This window comes from Trichocoleus desertorum AS-A10 (assembly GCF_039962155.1).
GTDB lineage: Bacteria > Cyanobacteriota > Cyanobacteriia > FACHB-46 > FACHB-46 > Trichocoleus.
Map to the genome: position 1 here is coordinate 193,990 of NZ_JAMPKN010000008.1, position 14,380 is coordinate 208,369.

Annotated in this window: 13 protein-coding genes and 1 tRNA gene; 8 read left to right on the forward strand and 6 right to left on the reverse strand. The window is 50.3% G+C overall.

Going from position 1 to position 14,380, the window contains the following annotated elements; genetic code table 11:
• The first annotated feature begins 207 nt into the window (after window positions 1-207).
• The gene (locus tag NDA01_RS13700; RefSeq protein ID WP_348228363.1) at window positions 208-378 is read left to right on the forward strand and encodes a hypothetical protein; all 171 of its coding nucleotides are present in this window, start codon (window positions 208-210) and stop codon (window positions 376-378) included.
• Here NDA01_RS13700 and NDA01_RS13705 read toward each other — a convergent pair.
• Complete coding sequence (locus NDA01_RS13705; protein WP_431193400.1) at window positions 375-1,607, reverse strand: methionine gamma-lyase family protein; 1,233 nt, start codon at window positions 1,605-1,607, stop codon at window positions 375-377. The two genes, NDA01_RS13700 and NDA01_RS13705, sit on opposite strands and share 4 nt — an antisense overlap.
• A 144-nt stretch (window positions 1,608-1,751) precedes the next feature.
• On the opposite strand from NDA01_RS13705, the gene NDA01_RS13710 reads away from it, so the two are divergent.
• The gene (locus NDA01_RS13710; RefSeq protein ID WP_190433334.1) at window positions 1,752-2,579 is read left to right on the forward strand and encodes an acyl-CoA desaturase; all 828 of its coding nucleotides are present in this window, start codon (window positions 1,752-1,754) and stop codon (window positions 2,577-2,579) included.
• 100 nt (window positions 2,580-2,679) lie between these two features.
• Here the strand turns inward: NDA01_RS13710 and NDA01_RS13715 are convergent, their stop codons facing one another.
• The 5 genes from NDA01_RS13715 to psbZ all read right to left on the reverse strand — a co-directional run bounded on the left by NDA01_RS13715 (window position 2,680) and on the right by psbZ (window position 5,763).
• Window positions 2,680-3,945, reverse strand: a complete 1,266-nt coding sequence (locus tag NDA01_RS13715) for a glutamate-5-semialdehyde dehydrogenase (protein WP_348228365.1) — start codon at window positions 3,943-3,945, stop codon at window positions 2,680-2,682.
• Window positions 3,946-3,949: 4 nt separating this feature from the next.
• Window positions 3,950-4,360, reverse strand: a complete 411-nt coding sequence (locus NDA01_RS13720) for a hypothetical protein (protein WP_190433336.1) — start codon at window positions 4,358-4,360, stop codon at window positions 3,950-3,952.
• A 342-nt stretch (window positions 4,361-4,702) separates the two neighbouring features.
• Window positions 4,703-4,774, reverse strand: a tRNA-Gly gene (locus tag NDA01_RS13725).
• A 129-nt stretch (window positions 4,775-4,903) separates the two neighbouring features.
• Window positions 4,904-5,503 (reverse strand): 6,7-dimethyl-8-ribityllumazine synthase, encoded by a 600-nt coding sequence (ribH, locus tag NDA01_RS13730; RefSeq protein ID WP_190433337.1) that lies wholly within the window; start codon window positions 5,501-5,503, stop codon window positions 4,904-4,906.
• Between the two features lie 68 nt (window positions 5,504-5,571).
• The gene (psbZ, locus tag NDA01_RS13735; RefSeq protein ID WP_190433339.1) at window positions 5,572-5,763 is read right to left on the reverse strand and encodes a photosystem II reaction center protein PsbZ; all 192 of its coding nucleotides are present in this window, start codon (window positions 5,761-5,763) and stop codon (window positions 5,572-5,574) included.
• 232 nt (window positions 5,764-5,995) lie between these two features.
• Between psbZ and NDA01_RS13740 the strand changes: the two genes are divergently transcribed.
• The 6 genes from NDA01_RS13740 to NDA01_RS13765 all read left to right on the forward strand — a co-directional run bounded on the left by NDA01_RS13740 (window position 5,996) and on the right by NDA01_RS13765 (window position 14,222).
• Window positions 5,996-8,731 (forward strand): CBS domain-containing protein, encoded by a 2,736-nt coding sequence (locus NDA01_RS13740; protein ID WP_348228366.1) that lies wholly within the window; start codon window positions 5,996-5,998, stop codon window positions 8,729-8,731.
• A gap of 169 nt (window positions 8,732-8,900) precedes the next feature.
• Window positions 8,901-10,544 carry a serine/threonine protein kinase gene (locus NDA01_RS13745; RefSeq protein WP_348228367.1) on the forward strand — a complete coding sequence of 548 codons (1,644 nt, stop codon included), beginning with the start codon at window positions 8,901-8,903 and terminating at the stop codon, window positions 10,542-10,544.
• 73 nt (window positions 10,545-10,617) lie between these two features.
• Complete coding sequence (locus tag NDA01_RS13750) at window positions 10,618-10,944, forward strand: DUF6825 family protein (RefSeq protein WP_190433350.1); 327 nt, start codon at window positions 10,618-10,620, stop codon at window positions 10,942-10,944.
• A gap of 69 nt (window positions 10,945-11,013) precedes the next feature.
• Window positions 11,014-12,771, forward strand: coding sequence for an ABC1 kinase family protein (locus NDA01_RS13755; RefSeq protein ID WP_431193401.1), 1,758 nt, complete (start codon window positions 11,014-11,016; stop codon window positions 12,769-12,771).
• Window positions 12,772-12,805: 34 nt separating this feature from the next.
• Window positions 12,806-13,570, forward strand: coding sequence for a PP2C family protein-serine/threonine phosphatase (locus NDA01_RS13760; protein ID WP_348228368.1), 765 nt, complete (start codon window positions 12,806-12,808; stop codon window positions 13,568-13,570).
• Between the two features lie 457 nt (window positions 13,571-14,027).
• Window positions 14,028-14,222, forward strand: a complete 195-nt coding sequence (locus tag NDA01_RS13765; RefSeq protein WP_190433354.1) for an NblA/ycf18 family protein — start codon at window positions 14,028-14,030, stop codon at window positions 14,220-14,222.
• The last annotated feature ends 158 nt before the right edge of the window (window positions 14,223-14,380 follow it).

Here is a 14,380-nt window from a genome sequence, read left to right on the forward strand (position 1 = left end):
TCTAGAAGTTAGAAGCCAGAACAGTCTCTCTGGCTTCTGTTTTATTCATCTCAGGAATTTTAAGTCCAGGTTCAAAGATCACATTCAATTCATATAAATTGCTAAATTCGTTACAGAAATGCCAAATCTGTAAGGTCATATCCAGTCATACTAAGTACACTAAGAAATAAATGATTTTAGTTACCAATCATTAGCAGTTGTTAAGAAATGAAACTTCAGACTGGCGAGCTTTTAGTTGCTAAGAATGGCAAGCAATATCGGGTGGTGGAATGCTACGAAGACAGCATTTCTCTCATGCCCGTTGATGGCTACACGCTGTTTTCTTGCCGTCGCCTGTTCGTCGAGTTTTCCTTTCGTCCCGCTGTTGGGGTCGCCTAAGCGGGGCCAACTGCTTCGATCGCAGCTTCTAAGGCGATCGCCACATGGGTCCAGTGCGTGCCACCTTGACAGAACACCACATAAGGCTCCCGTAGTGGCCCATCGGCAGAAAATTCCGAAGTACTCCCATCAATAAACGTGCCGCCCGCCATCACCAATTGGCTCTCGTAACCTGGCATTCCTGAGGGGATTGGGTCTAGATAGGAACCAATGGGCGAATGTTTTTGAATGGCGCGACAAAAAGCAATCAGTTTTTCGGGTGAGCCGAGTTGAATGGCTTGAATTACATCCCGTCGTGGTGCTTCTGGCAAAGGATTTACTGGATAACCGAGTTGCTGAAAGACATGCGCGGTTAAATGGTTGCCCTTTATTGCTTCCCCGACCATCTGCGGGGCTAGAAATAAGCCCTGAAATAGCAAACGATTTTGATCAAAAGTAGCCCCACCCGAACTACCTACTCCAGGCGCAGTCAAGCGGCAAGTAGCAGCTTCTACCAAATCAGCTCGACCTGCCACATAACCTCCCGCCGTGACAATGGTGCCACCAGGATTTTTGATTAGCGACCCCGCCATTAAATCCGCACCAACGGCAGTGGGTTCTTGGGTTTCAATAAACTCGCCGTAGCAGTTATCCACAAAGCAAACCGTGTTGGGATTTTGCTGCTTCACCAAATGCACAATTTTTTCGATGTCGGCGATCGCCAAGCTAGAGCGCCAGGAGTAACCACAGGAGCGCTGAATCAACACTAGGCGAGTGCGATCGCTCACCGTCTCAGCCAAAGCTTGCCAATCAATTTTGCCTTCAGGGGTTAGCTCTAGCTGGCGGTAATCCACACCAAACTCGCGTAAAGAGCCTTGACCTTGCCCCCGCAGGCCGATCACTTCTTCTAAAGTGTCATAGGGCGCACCTGCTACTGCCAGCATTTCATCCCCTGGACGCAGCACTCCGTATAAGGCACAGGCGATCGCATGGGTGCCAGAGACAAACTGCACCCGTACCGCTGCGGCCTCCGCTCCCATGACTTCAGCAAAGACTTGATCTAACGTCTGTCGGCCCAAATCATCATGCCCGTAGCCAGAAACACCTGCAAAGTGATGCGTTCCTACGCGATGATGGTAGAACGATGTTAAGACTCGTTTCAGATTTTTCTTGACCTGAGAGTCAATTCCAGAAAAAATCTGGAGTAGTGCTTGCTCTGCTTTCTGTAACAGTTCAACACTGCTGGTCACGCTTTCGTTCTCCTCCGGAGACATACGTAGGATCTGGTAGCCCTCCAGGCTGATGTTTTTTCCTTGTCAGCTGGTTAACCTTTATCAGATGTAAAGTTTATTGTCGCGCAGATTGGACATCAAAGTTCGTTTTGAGATTACCGCATGACTATTGCACAAGCAACCAAACCTCCCTTAGCCTGGCCCATTATTTTGTTCATGGGGGCAATCCACATTGGGGCACTCTTTGCCTTTGTACCTGGCACCTTTAGCTGGGGTGCCGTGGGTGTTGCTCTGTTTCTCCATTGGGTGACTGGTGGGTTAGGAATTACTTTAGGATGGCATCGTTTAGTCACGCACCGGAGTTTCCAAACCCCTAAATGGTTAGAATACTTCTTCGTATTTTGTGGCAGCTTAGCCTGTGAAGGTGGTGTGATTGAGTGGGTTGGCCTGCACCGTCATCACCATGCGCATTCAGATGAAGCGGTGGATCACCACAACTCAAACGAGGGATTTTGGTGGAGCCACATGGGTTGGATGCTGCATAAAGTTCCAGCCAAAAGCGAAGTTGAGCGTTTGACCAAAGATATTTCTGGCGATCCAGTTTACAAGTTTTTGGACGACTACTTTCTTCTGGTGCAGTTCGCCCTAGGAGTTGTACTTTATCTCATCGGCGGCTGGCCTTTTGTTGTCTGGGGCATTTTTGTCCGCTTGGTGTTGGTGTATCACTGCACTTGGTTTGTGAATAGCGCAACGCACAAATTTGGTTATCGGAGTCATGAGTCTGACGATCGCTCTACCAACTGCTGGTGGGTGGCCCTCCTGACCTATGGCGAAGGCTGGCACAACAATCACCATGCTTACCAATATTCCGCTCGTCACGGCCTCCAGTGGTGGGAGATTGATATGACCTGGATGACGATTCAGCTTTTGCAAACCTTGGGTCTGGCTTCTAAAGTGAAGCTTCCTCCGAAGGAAGCTCAAGCCGCTTAGTCTTAACTCCGGTTAGCAAAACTGCTGCCGTTGAAACTACAGATTTGAGGATGTGGGGTTGCTCTGAGGGGCGGCCCCACTTTAGTTTGGGAGTGAGACGTTAAAACTGTCCATTTCCCTGGACGATATGCTTCACCGTTGTCAGCGTGTCTAAGCCAATTAAGCCACGACGATGCCCCTTTTGATTAGACATGCCCAAGAACACCGCATCGCCTTGCTTGGGATTGCGCGAGAAGCGAGGGGAGGCATTGATGTATGTTGAGGCGCTATTCACACCTAAAGCAAACTGTCGGCTCTCCTGGTAAGACTCAGTAACCAAACAATCTGCATGGCCACTGCTGTATTGGTTAATCCAGGCGATCGCGGTCTCAATATTACTGACCGTCTTAAACGCCACCACTTTGTCCAGGTAAGCTTGGCTCCACTCGCGATCTTCAGCCAGCAGTAGGTCTGGGTGTTCTGCGGCTAGCTCAGGACTGCCTTTTAAGGTAAAGCCTTTTTCTCGCAAGCTGTCCCAGAGCATAATTAGGGACGAGCGATTTTGGTCTTGATGAATCAACACCTTCTCGATCGCGTTGACTGCGTCTGGTTCACTCTGATGGCTATCTAAAATCATCCAGCGAGCCGCTTCTATGCTGCCAGAAGGCGACCAGTAGAGATAGCAGTTACCCATCGCCGATCGCAACACGGGGGCTGTGGCTTGTCGTACCACCTGCTGCACCAAACTAGGACGACCGTAGGGAATGATTAGGTTGAGATATTGATCTTGCGTGATTAAATCTCGCACCGAGGCTCCTTGCTCGGCAGGCAATAATTCTAGGCACCCTTCCGGTAAGCCAGCGTCGTAAATGGCTGATTGTAGAGCTTGGGCAATCACAATATTGGTATGGCTCGCTTCACTGCCGCCCTTCAGGACTAAGCAGTTCCCGGTTTTAATACAAAGTCCAGCAGCGATCGCAGCTAAATCTGGAAACGCTTCATACACCAGCGCAATCACGCCCAAAGGCACCAACTGGCTATAAGTCTGGCAATGAGGAATTTGGTAAGCCGCACTCATGACTCGCCGAATCGGGTCTGATAGTTCCGCCAACTTCTGCAAAGTTTGAATCGTGGCTTGCAGCCGCTCTGGAGTAAGCTTCAACCACTCCAAAATTAGATCTGGCACTGCCATCTCCCGGCTAGCCTCCAGATCTAAAGTATTGGCTTCTAAAATATCGTCTTGATAGCGCTTCAAAACTTGAACCATAGCTTGCACCGCTCGACTGCGATCGGCTCCTTGAGTCGTAGTCAAGTCGAGAGAAGCTTGGTAAGCGCGATGAACTCCGGCTAATGGATCAACAAGGGAACTAGAAGAATCAGGTGACATTGAGCTAACGTCTATAAGCTAGCCATAGAATAAACGCTGGCAACATCGCAGCTAGCACCATTACTACCGCCCAGAGAATAATATTACTAGGGTTTGAGGGCGAATGGAGCGCCATTGGCAAGCAAAGCACTAGCAAGACAATCACAATGCCTAGGGCCAATGGCAAGTAGCTTTCACGTAAACCGGAGTGAGCAATGTTCCACTGCTGGCCACTCCAGCGCCAAGCCCGCTTATAAGGATAGGTAGTTGAAAGTTGCTCAATGACGTAGCCACTCTCTTCAACCACAAAAATCTGCTGACATCGATTGCAGCCAAAAGCCTCCGTCAGAGTAATAGGCAAGAGGCGACCCCGACGGCGGCAAGGGCATGGGTAATCTGTGTCTAACTCAATCTTTTGGGCTTTTTGGGATTGCACAAGCAGCTATAGAGTTAAAGATAGTTAAGACAAAAGTTACTTAAAGTTTCAAACTACTTAGCTACAACTGAGTGCCATAATTCAGTAGTTTTAGAAGCGTAATTGTAATGAGATGGACCGACCTGAGCAGTTCAGGTCAAAACACCTACTGACTAAGCTACTCATTAAATCCTATCACCGTCAGATTTGACGCAAATCTTACTAGAGTTATACCTACTGGCATAAACCTTATGGTGTATCTACTGGTACAAGTTTCCAAGAAACCAAGAAGATATTTAATTTCTCGGGCCAGATTAGGGTAAGAAACTAACGTTAGTTTCTTGATTTTTATCTATTTTTCAAAGCGGGCAACGCGATTCGAACGCGCGACATTCACCTTGGCAAGGTGACGCTCTACCACTGAGCTATGCCCGCAAGCCGCACTGATAATAATTTCTCAGATTTGAATGTGTTTGTCAACACTTTTTAGAAAGAAATGTTGAGAAAGTTAGCGGCTGTTGTCACAATCAGATGCGATCGCCTCACCCTCCGCAGAACTTACACTTAACCCAGCCGCTCTTGCTCTTTATGCAAACTGGGAGCGAGCGTATTGCTTGGAGCCGCAGGTAATGTCTGAGTTGAGGTCGTGCCAGAGACCTGGGAGTTTTGGGGGACAATCCCGTCTCCAGAGCGCAGTTGGCGCATTAAGCTAGCCATTTCTAGCGCATTCATGGCGTAATCCCAACCTTTATTACTCTTGATCCCTGCGCGCTCTAAAGCTTGCTGCATGGTATCTGTGGTAACGATGCCAAAGATGATCGGCACTCCTGTCTGCAACCCGACGTTAGCAATGCCTTTGGATACCTCAGCAGCCACGTAGTCAAAATGAGGGGTTTGGCCCCGAATGATTGCTCCTAGGCAGATAATTGCATCGTAGCGATTAGCCAACGCTAACTGACGAGCAACCAGAGGGACCTCAAAACTACCTGGCACCCAGACATAATCCACTTGAGTGCCGTGCGGGTTTGGATCAACGCCGTGGCGCTTCAAGCAATCTTGACAGCCCTCTAACAGCTTGGTTGTAATCAAGTCATTAAACCGACCGATCACAATTGCAAAACGTAGGGGTTCTGTCTGAGTAAAGGTTCCCTCAAAAACTGCCATGGCTGCCTGTAGATATCTGGTGAGTTGGGTAAATCGGGTTCTGGGGCTGGATTGAATCTGCTGGCAACCTATACCACTAAATAGTTTAGTAGTCCAACGAGCAGCACGAGAGCGAACCAAAGTCCAGAACCTAGTAGGATCAATCGCTTAGATTGCTCCCAATTTTGAGGAGAAGCATAGGCTACTGGGACACCCACAACCATCACAAAGGACAACCCAACCAAGGCAACTAAGGCGAGCTGGAACAGAGTTGAAAACATTTTTTTCTCCCAATACAGCAGTGGACTGGTTTACACCTGTCGCTGAATTTAGACAATTTTTTGATCAGTCCTGAGTAGTACGCTACCAGAAATTCATCCCCTCTCGGCACTTTCTCTGCCACGATTGAAGAAACATCGTAAGTACTACACCAAATTAGCTTTGCGGGGTTACGTGGGGCGGCCAAAGCCGTTCATTTATAGTCACTGCCGATCAGCGCTGGAAGCAAGACAAATGGATTTAATTCTGTGTCATACAACCGCAGATTTTGATACGCTGGGCGCGGCAGTAGGGCTGACTCGGTTACAACCAGGGGCACGGATTGTGCTGAGTGGTGGTTCGCATCCGGCGGTGCATGACTTTCTGGCTTTGCACCGAGATGAATATCCTTTGATTGAGCGGCGATCGGTCAGTCCGCAGCAGATTCGCTCTTTGGCCGTGGTAGATGCCCAACGGCGCGATCGCATTGGCAAGACTGCTGAGTGGTTAGACCTGCCAGATATAGAGATTACGGTCTACGACCATCACCTAAACACGGAGAGCGATATTCCAGCAACTTCCTTTCAGGTGGAGCTAGTCGGGGCGACCTCAACGTTAATTGCTGAGCGACTGCAAGCGCAAGGTGTGGAGCTGACTCCTGCCGAGGCAACCGTGATGGCCTTGGGAGTGCATGTGGATACGGGTTCGCTCACTTATGACCACGCAACCGCTAGGGATGCGCTGGCTTTGGCTTGGCTGATGGGGCAGGGAGCCAACCTGAAGATGATCGCGGAGTACATTGATCCGGGGCTGTCACCACAGTTACAGGAGTTGTTTGCGATCGCCTTAGATGGGCTGCAAACTGAGGAGATCCAAGGGCATCGGGTCGCTTGGGTGCTCTTGCAACCTGGAGCGTATATTCCTGGTTTGTCTAGCTTGGCTTCTCGGATCACGGAACTTACAGAAAGTGATGCCCTACTGTTAGCCGCTCATTATCCAGTCCGAGCGGGAGACCCAGGGGACCGAGAAGAAGCCGACCTCGACGACACTCGCTTAAGCGTGATTGGGCGATCGCAAATTGAGGGCACTGACCTGAACGAGCTATTCAAGCCGCTAGGTGGGGGTGGCCACTCAAAGGCGGCAGCGCTAACTTTACGAGGAGCGAACCCGGAGTCAGTATTGCAACAGCTACGAGCAGGGTTGCAACAACAAATTCCTCAGTCTCCTACGGCTCGCGAACTGATGTCCTCACCTGTGCGCACCATTCGGCCTGAGACCACAATCAATGAGGCGCAGAGAATTTTGTTGCGCTACGGTCATTCTGGTTTATCGGTGGTCGATGCTCAAGGCCAACTCGTCGGCATCATTTCTCGGCGGGATCTAGATATTGCGCTGCATCATGGCTTTGGTCATGCCCCCGTGAAGGGCTACATGACTACCAACTTAAAAATGATTACGCCAGAGACGCCGCTACCAGATATTGAGTCATTGATGGTGACTTATGACATTGGCCGTCTGCCTGTGTTGGAAGAGAACCAGTTAGTGGGTATCGTCACTCGCACCGATGTCTTGCGCCAACTCCACCAGATGCAGCGCCCGGCTAGCGCTGTGGTGCCAGGAGACAAAGGAATTCCCCTGCGGGCACCTTTGCAAGAGCAGCTCAAAGCTCGTTTGGTGCCGCAGTTGTGGTCTGTTCTAGCGTCGGCTGCTCAGCAGGCTGAAGCCAGAGGCTGGCATCTTTATCTCGTGGGAGGGGCAGTGCGAGATCTGCTGCTGGCTGACCCAGAGGATGCCTTGTTGCTCAATGATATTGATTTGGTAGTGGATGGCTACCACCGAGCGCTGCAAGAGGGAGCGGGCGTAGAGCTAGCCCGTGCTTTACAGCAGCAATATCCGCAGGCTCGGCTCGACATTCATGGGCAATTTCAAACTGCTGCTTTGTTATGGCACAAAGATCCAGAATTAGATTCTCTATGGGTAGATATTGCCACGGCCCGCACCGAGTTTTATCCCTACCCAGCGGCAAACCCAGAGGTAGAAGCCAGTTCGATTCGGCAAGATCTTTATCGGCGTGACTTCACGATTAATGCCCTTGCCATTCGCCTTACGGCTCCCCGTTCTGGTGAATTGCTTGATTTCTTTGGGGGTTTGCTGGATTTGCGATCGCGCCAAATTCGCGTCCTCCATGCCAACAGCTTTATTGAAGATCCCACCCGGATTTATCGAGCGGTGCGCTTTGCAGTGCGGCTAGGATTCGAGATTGATCCCCAAACTGAAGGCTATATCCGCCATGCGATCGAGAGTGGTATTTACGATCGCGTCCAAGACGAAAATAGTCGAGCGCCAGCCCTCCAAACCCGCTTAAAAAGCGAACTCAAATACATTCTGGCTGCTCCCTATTGGCAATCGGCTTTACAATTATTGTCCCATTTAGGAGCTTTGCGCTGCATTCATCCCACCTTGACTTTAACGCCAGAGCTTTGGCACCAGATCCGCCTGATGAGTCGTTGGTTGCGGCGCTTCGATTCCCCAAATACGCTGGTTCATTGGCAAATGCTGTTAGAGGTGTTGATTGCTGATCTTGCGCCAGAGTATCGGGGTAAGATTGCCGCCAATCTGCAACTACCTGTTAATAGCATTGAAGCTTTGCAACAACTTGCTGCCACCCAAGCTAACTTAGCGAGTCATTTATCGGAATCTCAAAAGCCTAGCCAAGTTGTGCAATTGCTGAGCCAATATGATCGACCTACTCTCATCTTGATGGCCGTACAAACTCCTCGCTTAAGGCGACGGTTGATTTGGCGTTACTTAGTTTGTTGGGCACAGGTCAAACCGCTGCTAGATGGTAATGACTTAAAAGCGTTGAGTTACAAGCCGAGCCGCCAGTTTAAGCAGATTCTGTCTGATTTGACGGCTGCTACCTTAGATGGCGTAATCGGCGATCGCGACTCAGCCATCGCATTTTTGGCTCAACATTATCCTCTAGATTAAAAATTTTCCGAGTACGCTAAGCTAACTGAATTCGGTTAAAAATTAGGCACGAAAAATTCGTTACTGCGTCTAAAAATCTGGCTTGAGCAGGATGCGCTTTTTCTGCCATTGAAGTTTCAGATTTCTCGCAAGGCGCTAGCATAAGTGGACAAATTGGTAGTTAATACCTATGAACTTGGCGACTGGAACAGTTCTGCAAAACGGCAAATACGTCGTTGAGGCCATCCTGGGTCAAGGTGGCTTTGGCATCACCTATCGGGCGCACCATGCCTACTTCGACCAACCTGTCGTCATCAAAGTTTTACACGAGAATTTGCGTCGCCATGCAGACTTCGCCCAGTTTCAACAACAATTCATTGCTGAAGCCCGCCGTGTAGCCCGCTGTCAGCATCCCAACATTGTGCGCGTGTTCGACTTTTTTGAGGAAGGTGGCCTGTCCTTCATTGTGATGGACTACATTCCCGGCGATACCTTGGCTGATATTGTGCAGTCCGAAGGTGCCCTACCCGAAGCTAAAGCGATTCACTACATTCGGCAGATTGGCGCAGCCCTAAATGTAGTGCACCAAGCAGGCTTACTGCATCGGGACGTGAAACCTCACAACATTATTCGCCGCGAACATACCGACTTTGTAGTGCTGATCGACTTTGGTATTGCTCGCGAATTTACTCCAGGGGTGACTCAAACCCATACGGGCATGTTGTCGGCGGGCTATGCCCCAATTGAGCAATATCTGCCTCAAGGTAAACGCACCCCTGCACTTGATATCTATGCTTTAGCAGCCACACTCTACAGCTTAGTCACAGGGCAAGCACCGATCGCCGCTCCCTTACGCGATCGCATTCCTTTACTTGACATGCGGCAATCCCAGCCTCACCTTAGTACGGCTGTAGAACAAGCTATTCTGCGCGGTATGGAGATGGAAGCTGAAGCACGGCCTCAAACTGTAGCCGAGTGGTTTGCCCTCTTGCCCAATAGCAATTTTGTTACTCCCGCCTCCGAAACCGCTCACGCCAGTAAATTGCCCCTAGCACCACCTAGCGCCAATTCTCAACCTCAGCCCATTCCCGCCACAGTCACCAGCGCCACTCTCCCGGTAGTGCCTCGGCATAGCCCTACGCCAGCAGCGGTTGCTGCCTCAGTAACTCCTCCCACCTCGGCTACGGCTATAGCAGCGAATGAAGCAGCGGCAACTCCAGCGCCTTCCAGAAAAGTTTCACCTCCAAAGCCAGCTCCAGCTCACTCACCCTTCCCCAAGGCACTGCTAGGAGCCGCTGCGATCGCTACCTGCGTTGGCGTTGCTTTTGGTTTAGTTCTCCGGATCAGTGGTGGTCAAGCAGGCCCAACTTTCTTGCAAAACGATCAATCCTTTCCAGAAAGAGCTTGGCCAGGGCAGGAGGTGCCTGCTTCTGTACCTCCAGATGTGCCAGTTGAACGAGGTGCTCCGCAGGACAACGCTGCGCCTCCTCCAGAGCAATCAGAGCCAACTGCGGATGAAGCTCCACCCGAACCCATTGAGTCGCCACTTGACCTAGCTCCTACACCGTCTCTCCCTCCAGATGTAGAAGTTGCTCCGAGTCCTGTAGAGGTAGACCCTGCGTCAAATCCAGTTCCAGATCTAAGCCCAGTTCCCGCTCCGGTAGAAGCCAGCCCTATTCCTGCCTCGGAGCCAGCTGTAGAACCGGAGCCACAACCGCCTGCGAATAATTCTGAACCCGCTCCTGAGCCAGAACCCCCTAGCGATAACTCCGGTGCCCCTGCTTCCTCGTTTGCTCCCCCAGCCGCACCGGAACCTCCAGCACCATCTCCTTAGCCAGCCCTGAGGTCGAGGCAGGATATTGAATAAGCAAGTTATAATCTTTGCGGACACCCGCAGAGATTTTCCCATGAGTAATCCGCTAGTTCACGCCTTTTTCGTTGGCAGAGCCTTGGCTGAAACTTTGGGTGAGCAGCTAGAACATTCACTAACGAACGCCTTGAGTGAGCTAGGCAAGTTTGATGCTGAGCAGCGAGAGCACCTGCGCCAGTTTACCGAACAAGTTCTAGAACGGGCTCAGCGAGAAGAAGAGATTGTGATGCGAGCCCGCACCACCACCGCGATCGTGCCTCAAGGCTCTCAACCCACCGACCTGCAAGCTACCATTGACGAGCTACGGGCTGAAATTGCTCAGCTGCGTTCCGAGTTAAAAACCTACCGGAGTAGTTCCGTTTAAGGTTGAAGCATTCTGCTTTCCCTCTCTTTGCTTAGGCTGCCAAATTTAAAAGCTGATTTAGGAATCCAAGTGTCTGCCCTTTTTGATGATCCTCTTAGTCTTCCGGAATCTAAGGAGCACATGACGATTACAGGGTGGCTCCGCCGAGGCACCCGTAAGGAAAAAGTCTACCGCTGGAGTCGCGACAAGTACTCTCGTCGTCGTCGCTTTGTAGACATTTGGTCTTTTGTTCTCACCCTGCTGACCTCGCTGTGGCTCAATGACAAAGCTTGGAGCTACCGCGGGGGTATGACTGAAGCTAAAAAGGCGGTCAGACGGCGAAATCAAGCAATTTGGATTCGAGAAACCCTACTAGATTTGGGGCCAACCTTTATTAAAATCGGACAGTTGTTCTCAACGCGAGCCGATTTGTTTCCCTCTGAATACGTCGAGGAGTTGTCCAAGCTCCAAGACCGAGTGCCTGCCTTCAGCTACGAGCAAGTTGAAGCCATTATTGAGAAGGACTTAGGGAAACAGGTGCATGAGCTTTACCGTAGCTTTGACCCGATTCCCCTGGCAGCGGCTAGCTTGGGTCAAGTCCATAAAGCCCAGTTGCACTCTGGCGAAGAAGTCGTTGCTAAAGTGCAACGTCCAGCTTTGCGACAGTTATTTGAAATCGATTTACAAATTCTCAAAGGGATTACCCGTTACTTCCAAAACCATCCGGAGTGGGGTCGAGGCCGAGATTGGCTAGGCATTTACGAGGAGTGTTGTCGGATTCTTTGGGAAGAAATCGATTACCTCAACGAGGGGCGTAACGCAGATACATTTCGGCGTAACTTCCGCAACGAGGATTGGGTGTCTGTGCCACGGGTTTACTGGCGTTACACTTCTCCCCGGGTAATAACTCTAGAATATGCTCCTGGTATCAAAATTAGCCACTATGAAGCCATCGAAGCGGCAGGGCTCGATCGCCGGAATTTAGCGCAATTGGGAGCAAGAGCTTATCTGCAACAACTGCTGAATGATGGCTTTTTTCATGCCGATCCGCATCCCGGTAATATTGCCGTTAGTCCCGACGGCTCGTTAATCTTCTACGATTTCGGCATGATGGGCCGCATTCAGCCCATTACTCGCGAGAAGCTACTCGATACGTTTTTTGGCATTGCTCAAAAAGATGCCGATCGCGTGGTCACTTCTTTAGTAGCACTGGGCGCTTTGTCTCCAGTGGATGACATGGGGCCTGTGCGCCGCTCGGTTCAGTACATGCTGGATCACTTTATGGATCAACCGTTTGAGAATCAATCGGTCAGTGACATCAGTGACGACTTGTACGAGATTGCTTACGACCAGCCCTTTCGCTTTCCAGCTACCTTCACCTTTGTGATGCGAGCTTTCTCTACACTTGAAGGAGTGGGTAAAGGGTTAGACCCAGACTTTAACTTCATGGAGGTCGCAAGACCTTTTGCGATGCAGATTATGTCTAATGGCAACAGTTCTCCAGAAAGCAGCATCCTGAGCGAATTAGGTCGTCAAGCGGCTCAAGTGGGCAGCACGGCTTTTGGCTTACCACGCCGCATTGAAGATACGCTAGAAAAACTGGAACGGGGCGATTTACGAGTCCGGGTTCGCTCCACTGAAACGGATCGGGTCATTCGCCGTCTCAGCAGCGTTAATATAGGAACTAACTACACGTTGTTGGTCAGTGCCTTTACACTTTCAGCCACAATCTTGTATGTTAGCGGTCATGTCTGGCTGGCGTTGCTGGTTGCTGTTGGTGCTGCCGCCCTCGCCTTTGCCCTGATCCGCCTGTTGATGCGCCTCGATCGCTTCGATCGGATGCTGTAATGTTTTTTGACTTTCAGGTAAAAGCAGCCAATTTATGAAACGCCTCTTCACGGGTCTGACCGATCCGGGACTCCTTCGTTCCGTAAATCAGGATGCTTACTACATTGACCCTGAGGGTCGATTTTTTATTGTGGCGGATGGCATGGGAGGGCATGCTGGCGGTCAGGAAGCGAGCCGCATTGCCACTCAAGCAATTCAATTCTATCTAGAGCAATATTGGCCTTCGCTAGATTCGTCACCCGCCTTACTAGAAGCAGCACTGCTAGAGGCTAACCAAGCCATTTTGCAAGACCAGCAAAGCCACCCAGAACGTTCCGATATGGGAACAACTGTGGTTGTGGTGATCTTTCGAGATGGGGACGAGCAACCTTGGTGCGCCCATATTGGTGACTCTCGGCTTTACCGTTTGCGCGGCCCCAAAATTGAGCAGATCACAGAGGATCACACTTGGGTTGCCAAAGCTCTGAAAGGGGGGGATTTGACTCCAGAGCAGGCGCGGAATCATCCTTGGCGACATGTTTTGTCCCAGTGTTTAGGGCGTGAAGATTTACGCCAGATGGATATTCAAGCTCTAGAGGTACAACCGGGCGATCGCCTGTTGCTGTGCAGTGATGGCCTCACCGAAGAACTCTCCGACCACTCGATCGCCGCGCACCTCAAGGCAATCCGAGCCTCCGAGAAGGCAGCGGCAGCACTAGTCAACGCTGCAAAAGACAAGGGTGGACGAGACAACATCACTGTAGTGCTAGTGACCCTCGATGGCTTCAACCATCCCGACCCACCGACCCAGGGTTCGTAACGCTTCAGCTTTACTCAGCTTTAAAGGAAATTTTTGTTAGGGCAAATAATGATTTGTCCAGCTTTGCGATCGCCGCGATCGCCCATCTACTTGACCTTTGGGCTAAGACGTGGGCATTGGTCGCTGTTTTAGGCTTTCTCTAAATTGAGCAATATCACAAAATTAGTTCATTTTGAGCATTTTTACAATTTGTAACCTGATAAAAATACTCCAACCCGTTATTTGGTGTAGAAGGTAGTATGTGTATCCTGGAAAACCTACTTCGTCAGGGATAGCTAACATTAGAGCTAAGTTACCTCAGTAGGGGTATGTGCACTTTGTCAAACAATTGTTATCTTTTTTAATACAGGGTGACTGGATTTGCAGGCAAAGCAGTTGAAGAGAATAAGTAGCTCACAGAGCAATACTGCTTTTCCAGATTCGCTGTACTCTCCTCTCTCTTACTTTGGAGTTACATATGAACCAGCCCATCGAACTTTCCCTCGAACAACAATTCAATATCCGCTCTTTTGAAACTCAGGTTCAACAAATGAGCCGCGAGCAAGCTCAGAATTTCCTGATTGACCTCTACAAGCAAATGATGATGCGCGAGACCATGTACAAGCACTTCCTGAAGCATCAGTGGGGCTTGGAACCGGGTCCTCAAGTGTAGTTAATGCCTCGTCGGGGTAGGGCGACCTCTATCTCTTGCTTTGTTCCAACGTGGGAAAGAAGCTGGGGTCGTGGGGCGTCGAACCCGCTTTACCAAGCTCGAAAAACTCAAACACTAATTTGAGTTGCCAATTTAGAGCTATAAGTTTTAATCAACGG

Coding starts and splice junctions, on each gene's coding strand:
- NDA01_RS13700 (WP_348228363.1), top strand. CDS start 208: ATGAAACTTCAGACTGGCGAGCTTTTAGTTGCTAAGAATGGCAAGCAA.
- NDA01_RS13710 (WP_190433334.1), top strand. CDS start 1,752: ATGACTATTGCACAAGCAACCAAACCTCCCTTAGCCTGGCCCATTATT.
- NDA01_RS13715 (WP_348228365.1), bottom strand. CDS start 3,945: ATGTCACCTGATTCTTCTAGTTCCCTTGTTGATCCATTAGCCGGAGTT.
- ribH (WP_190433337.1), bottom strand. CDS start 5,503: ATGGCAGTTTTTGAGGGAACCTTTACTCAGACAGAACCCCTACGTTTT.
- psbZ (WP_190433339.1), bottom strand. CDS start 5,763: ATGTTTTCAACTCTGTTCCAGCTCGCCTTAGTTGCCTTGGTTGGGTTG.
- NDA01_RS13740 (WP_348228366.1), top strand. CDS start 5,996: ATGGATTTAATTCTGTGTCATACAACCGCAGATTTTGATACGCTGGGC.
- NDA01_RS13745 (WP_348228367.1), top strand. CDS start 8,901: ATGAACTTGGCGACTGGAACAGTTCTGCAAAACGGCAAATACGTCGTT.
- NDA01_RS13750 (WP_190433350.1), top strand. CDS start 10,618: ATGAGTAATCCGCTAGTTCACGCCTTTTTCGTTGGCAGAGCCTTGGCT.
- NDA01_RS13760 (WP_348228368.1), top strand. CDS start 12,806: ATGAAACGCCTCTTCACGGGTCTGACCGATCCGGGACTCCTTCGTTCC.
- NDA01_RS13765 (WP_190433354.1), top strand. CDS start 14,028: ATGAACCAGCCCATCGAACTTTCCCTCGAACAACAATTCAATATCCGC.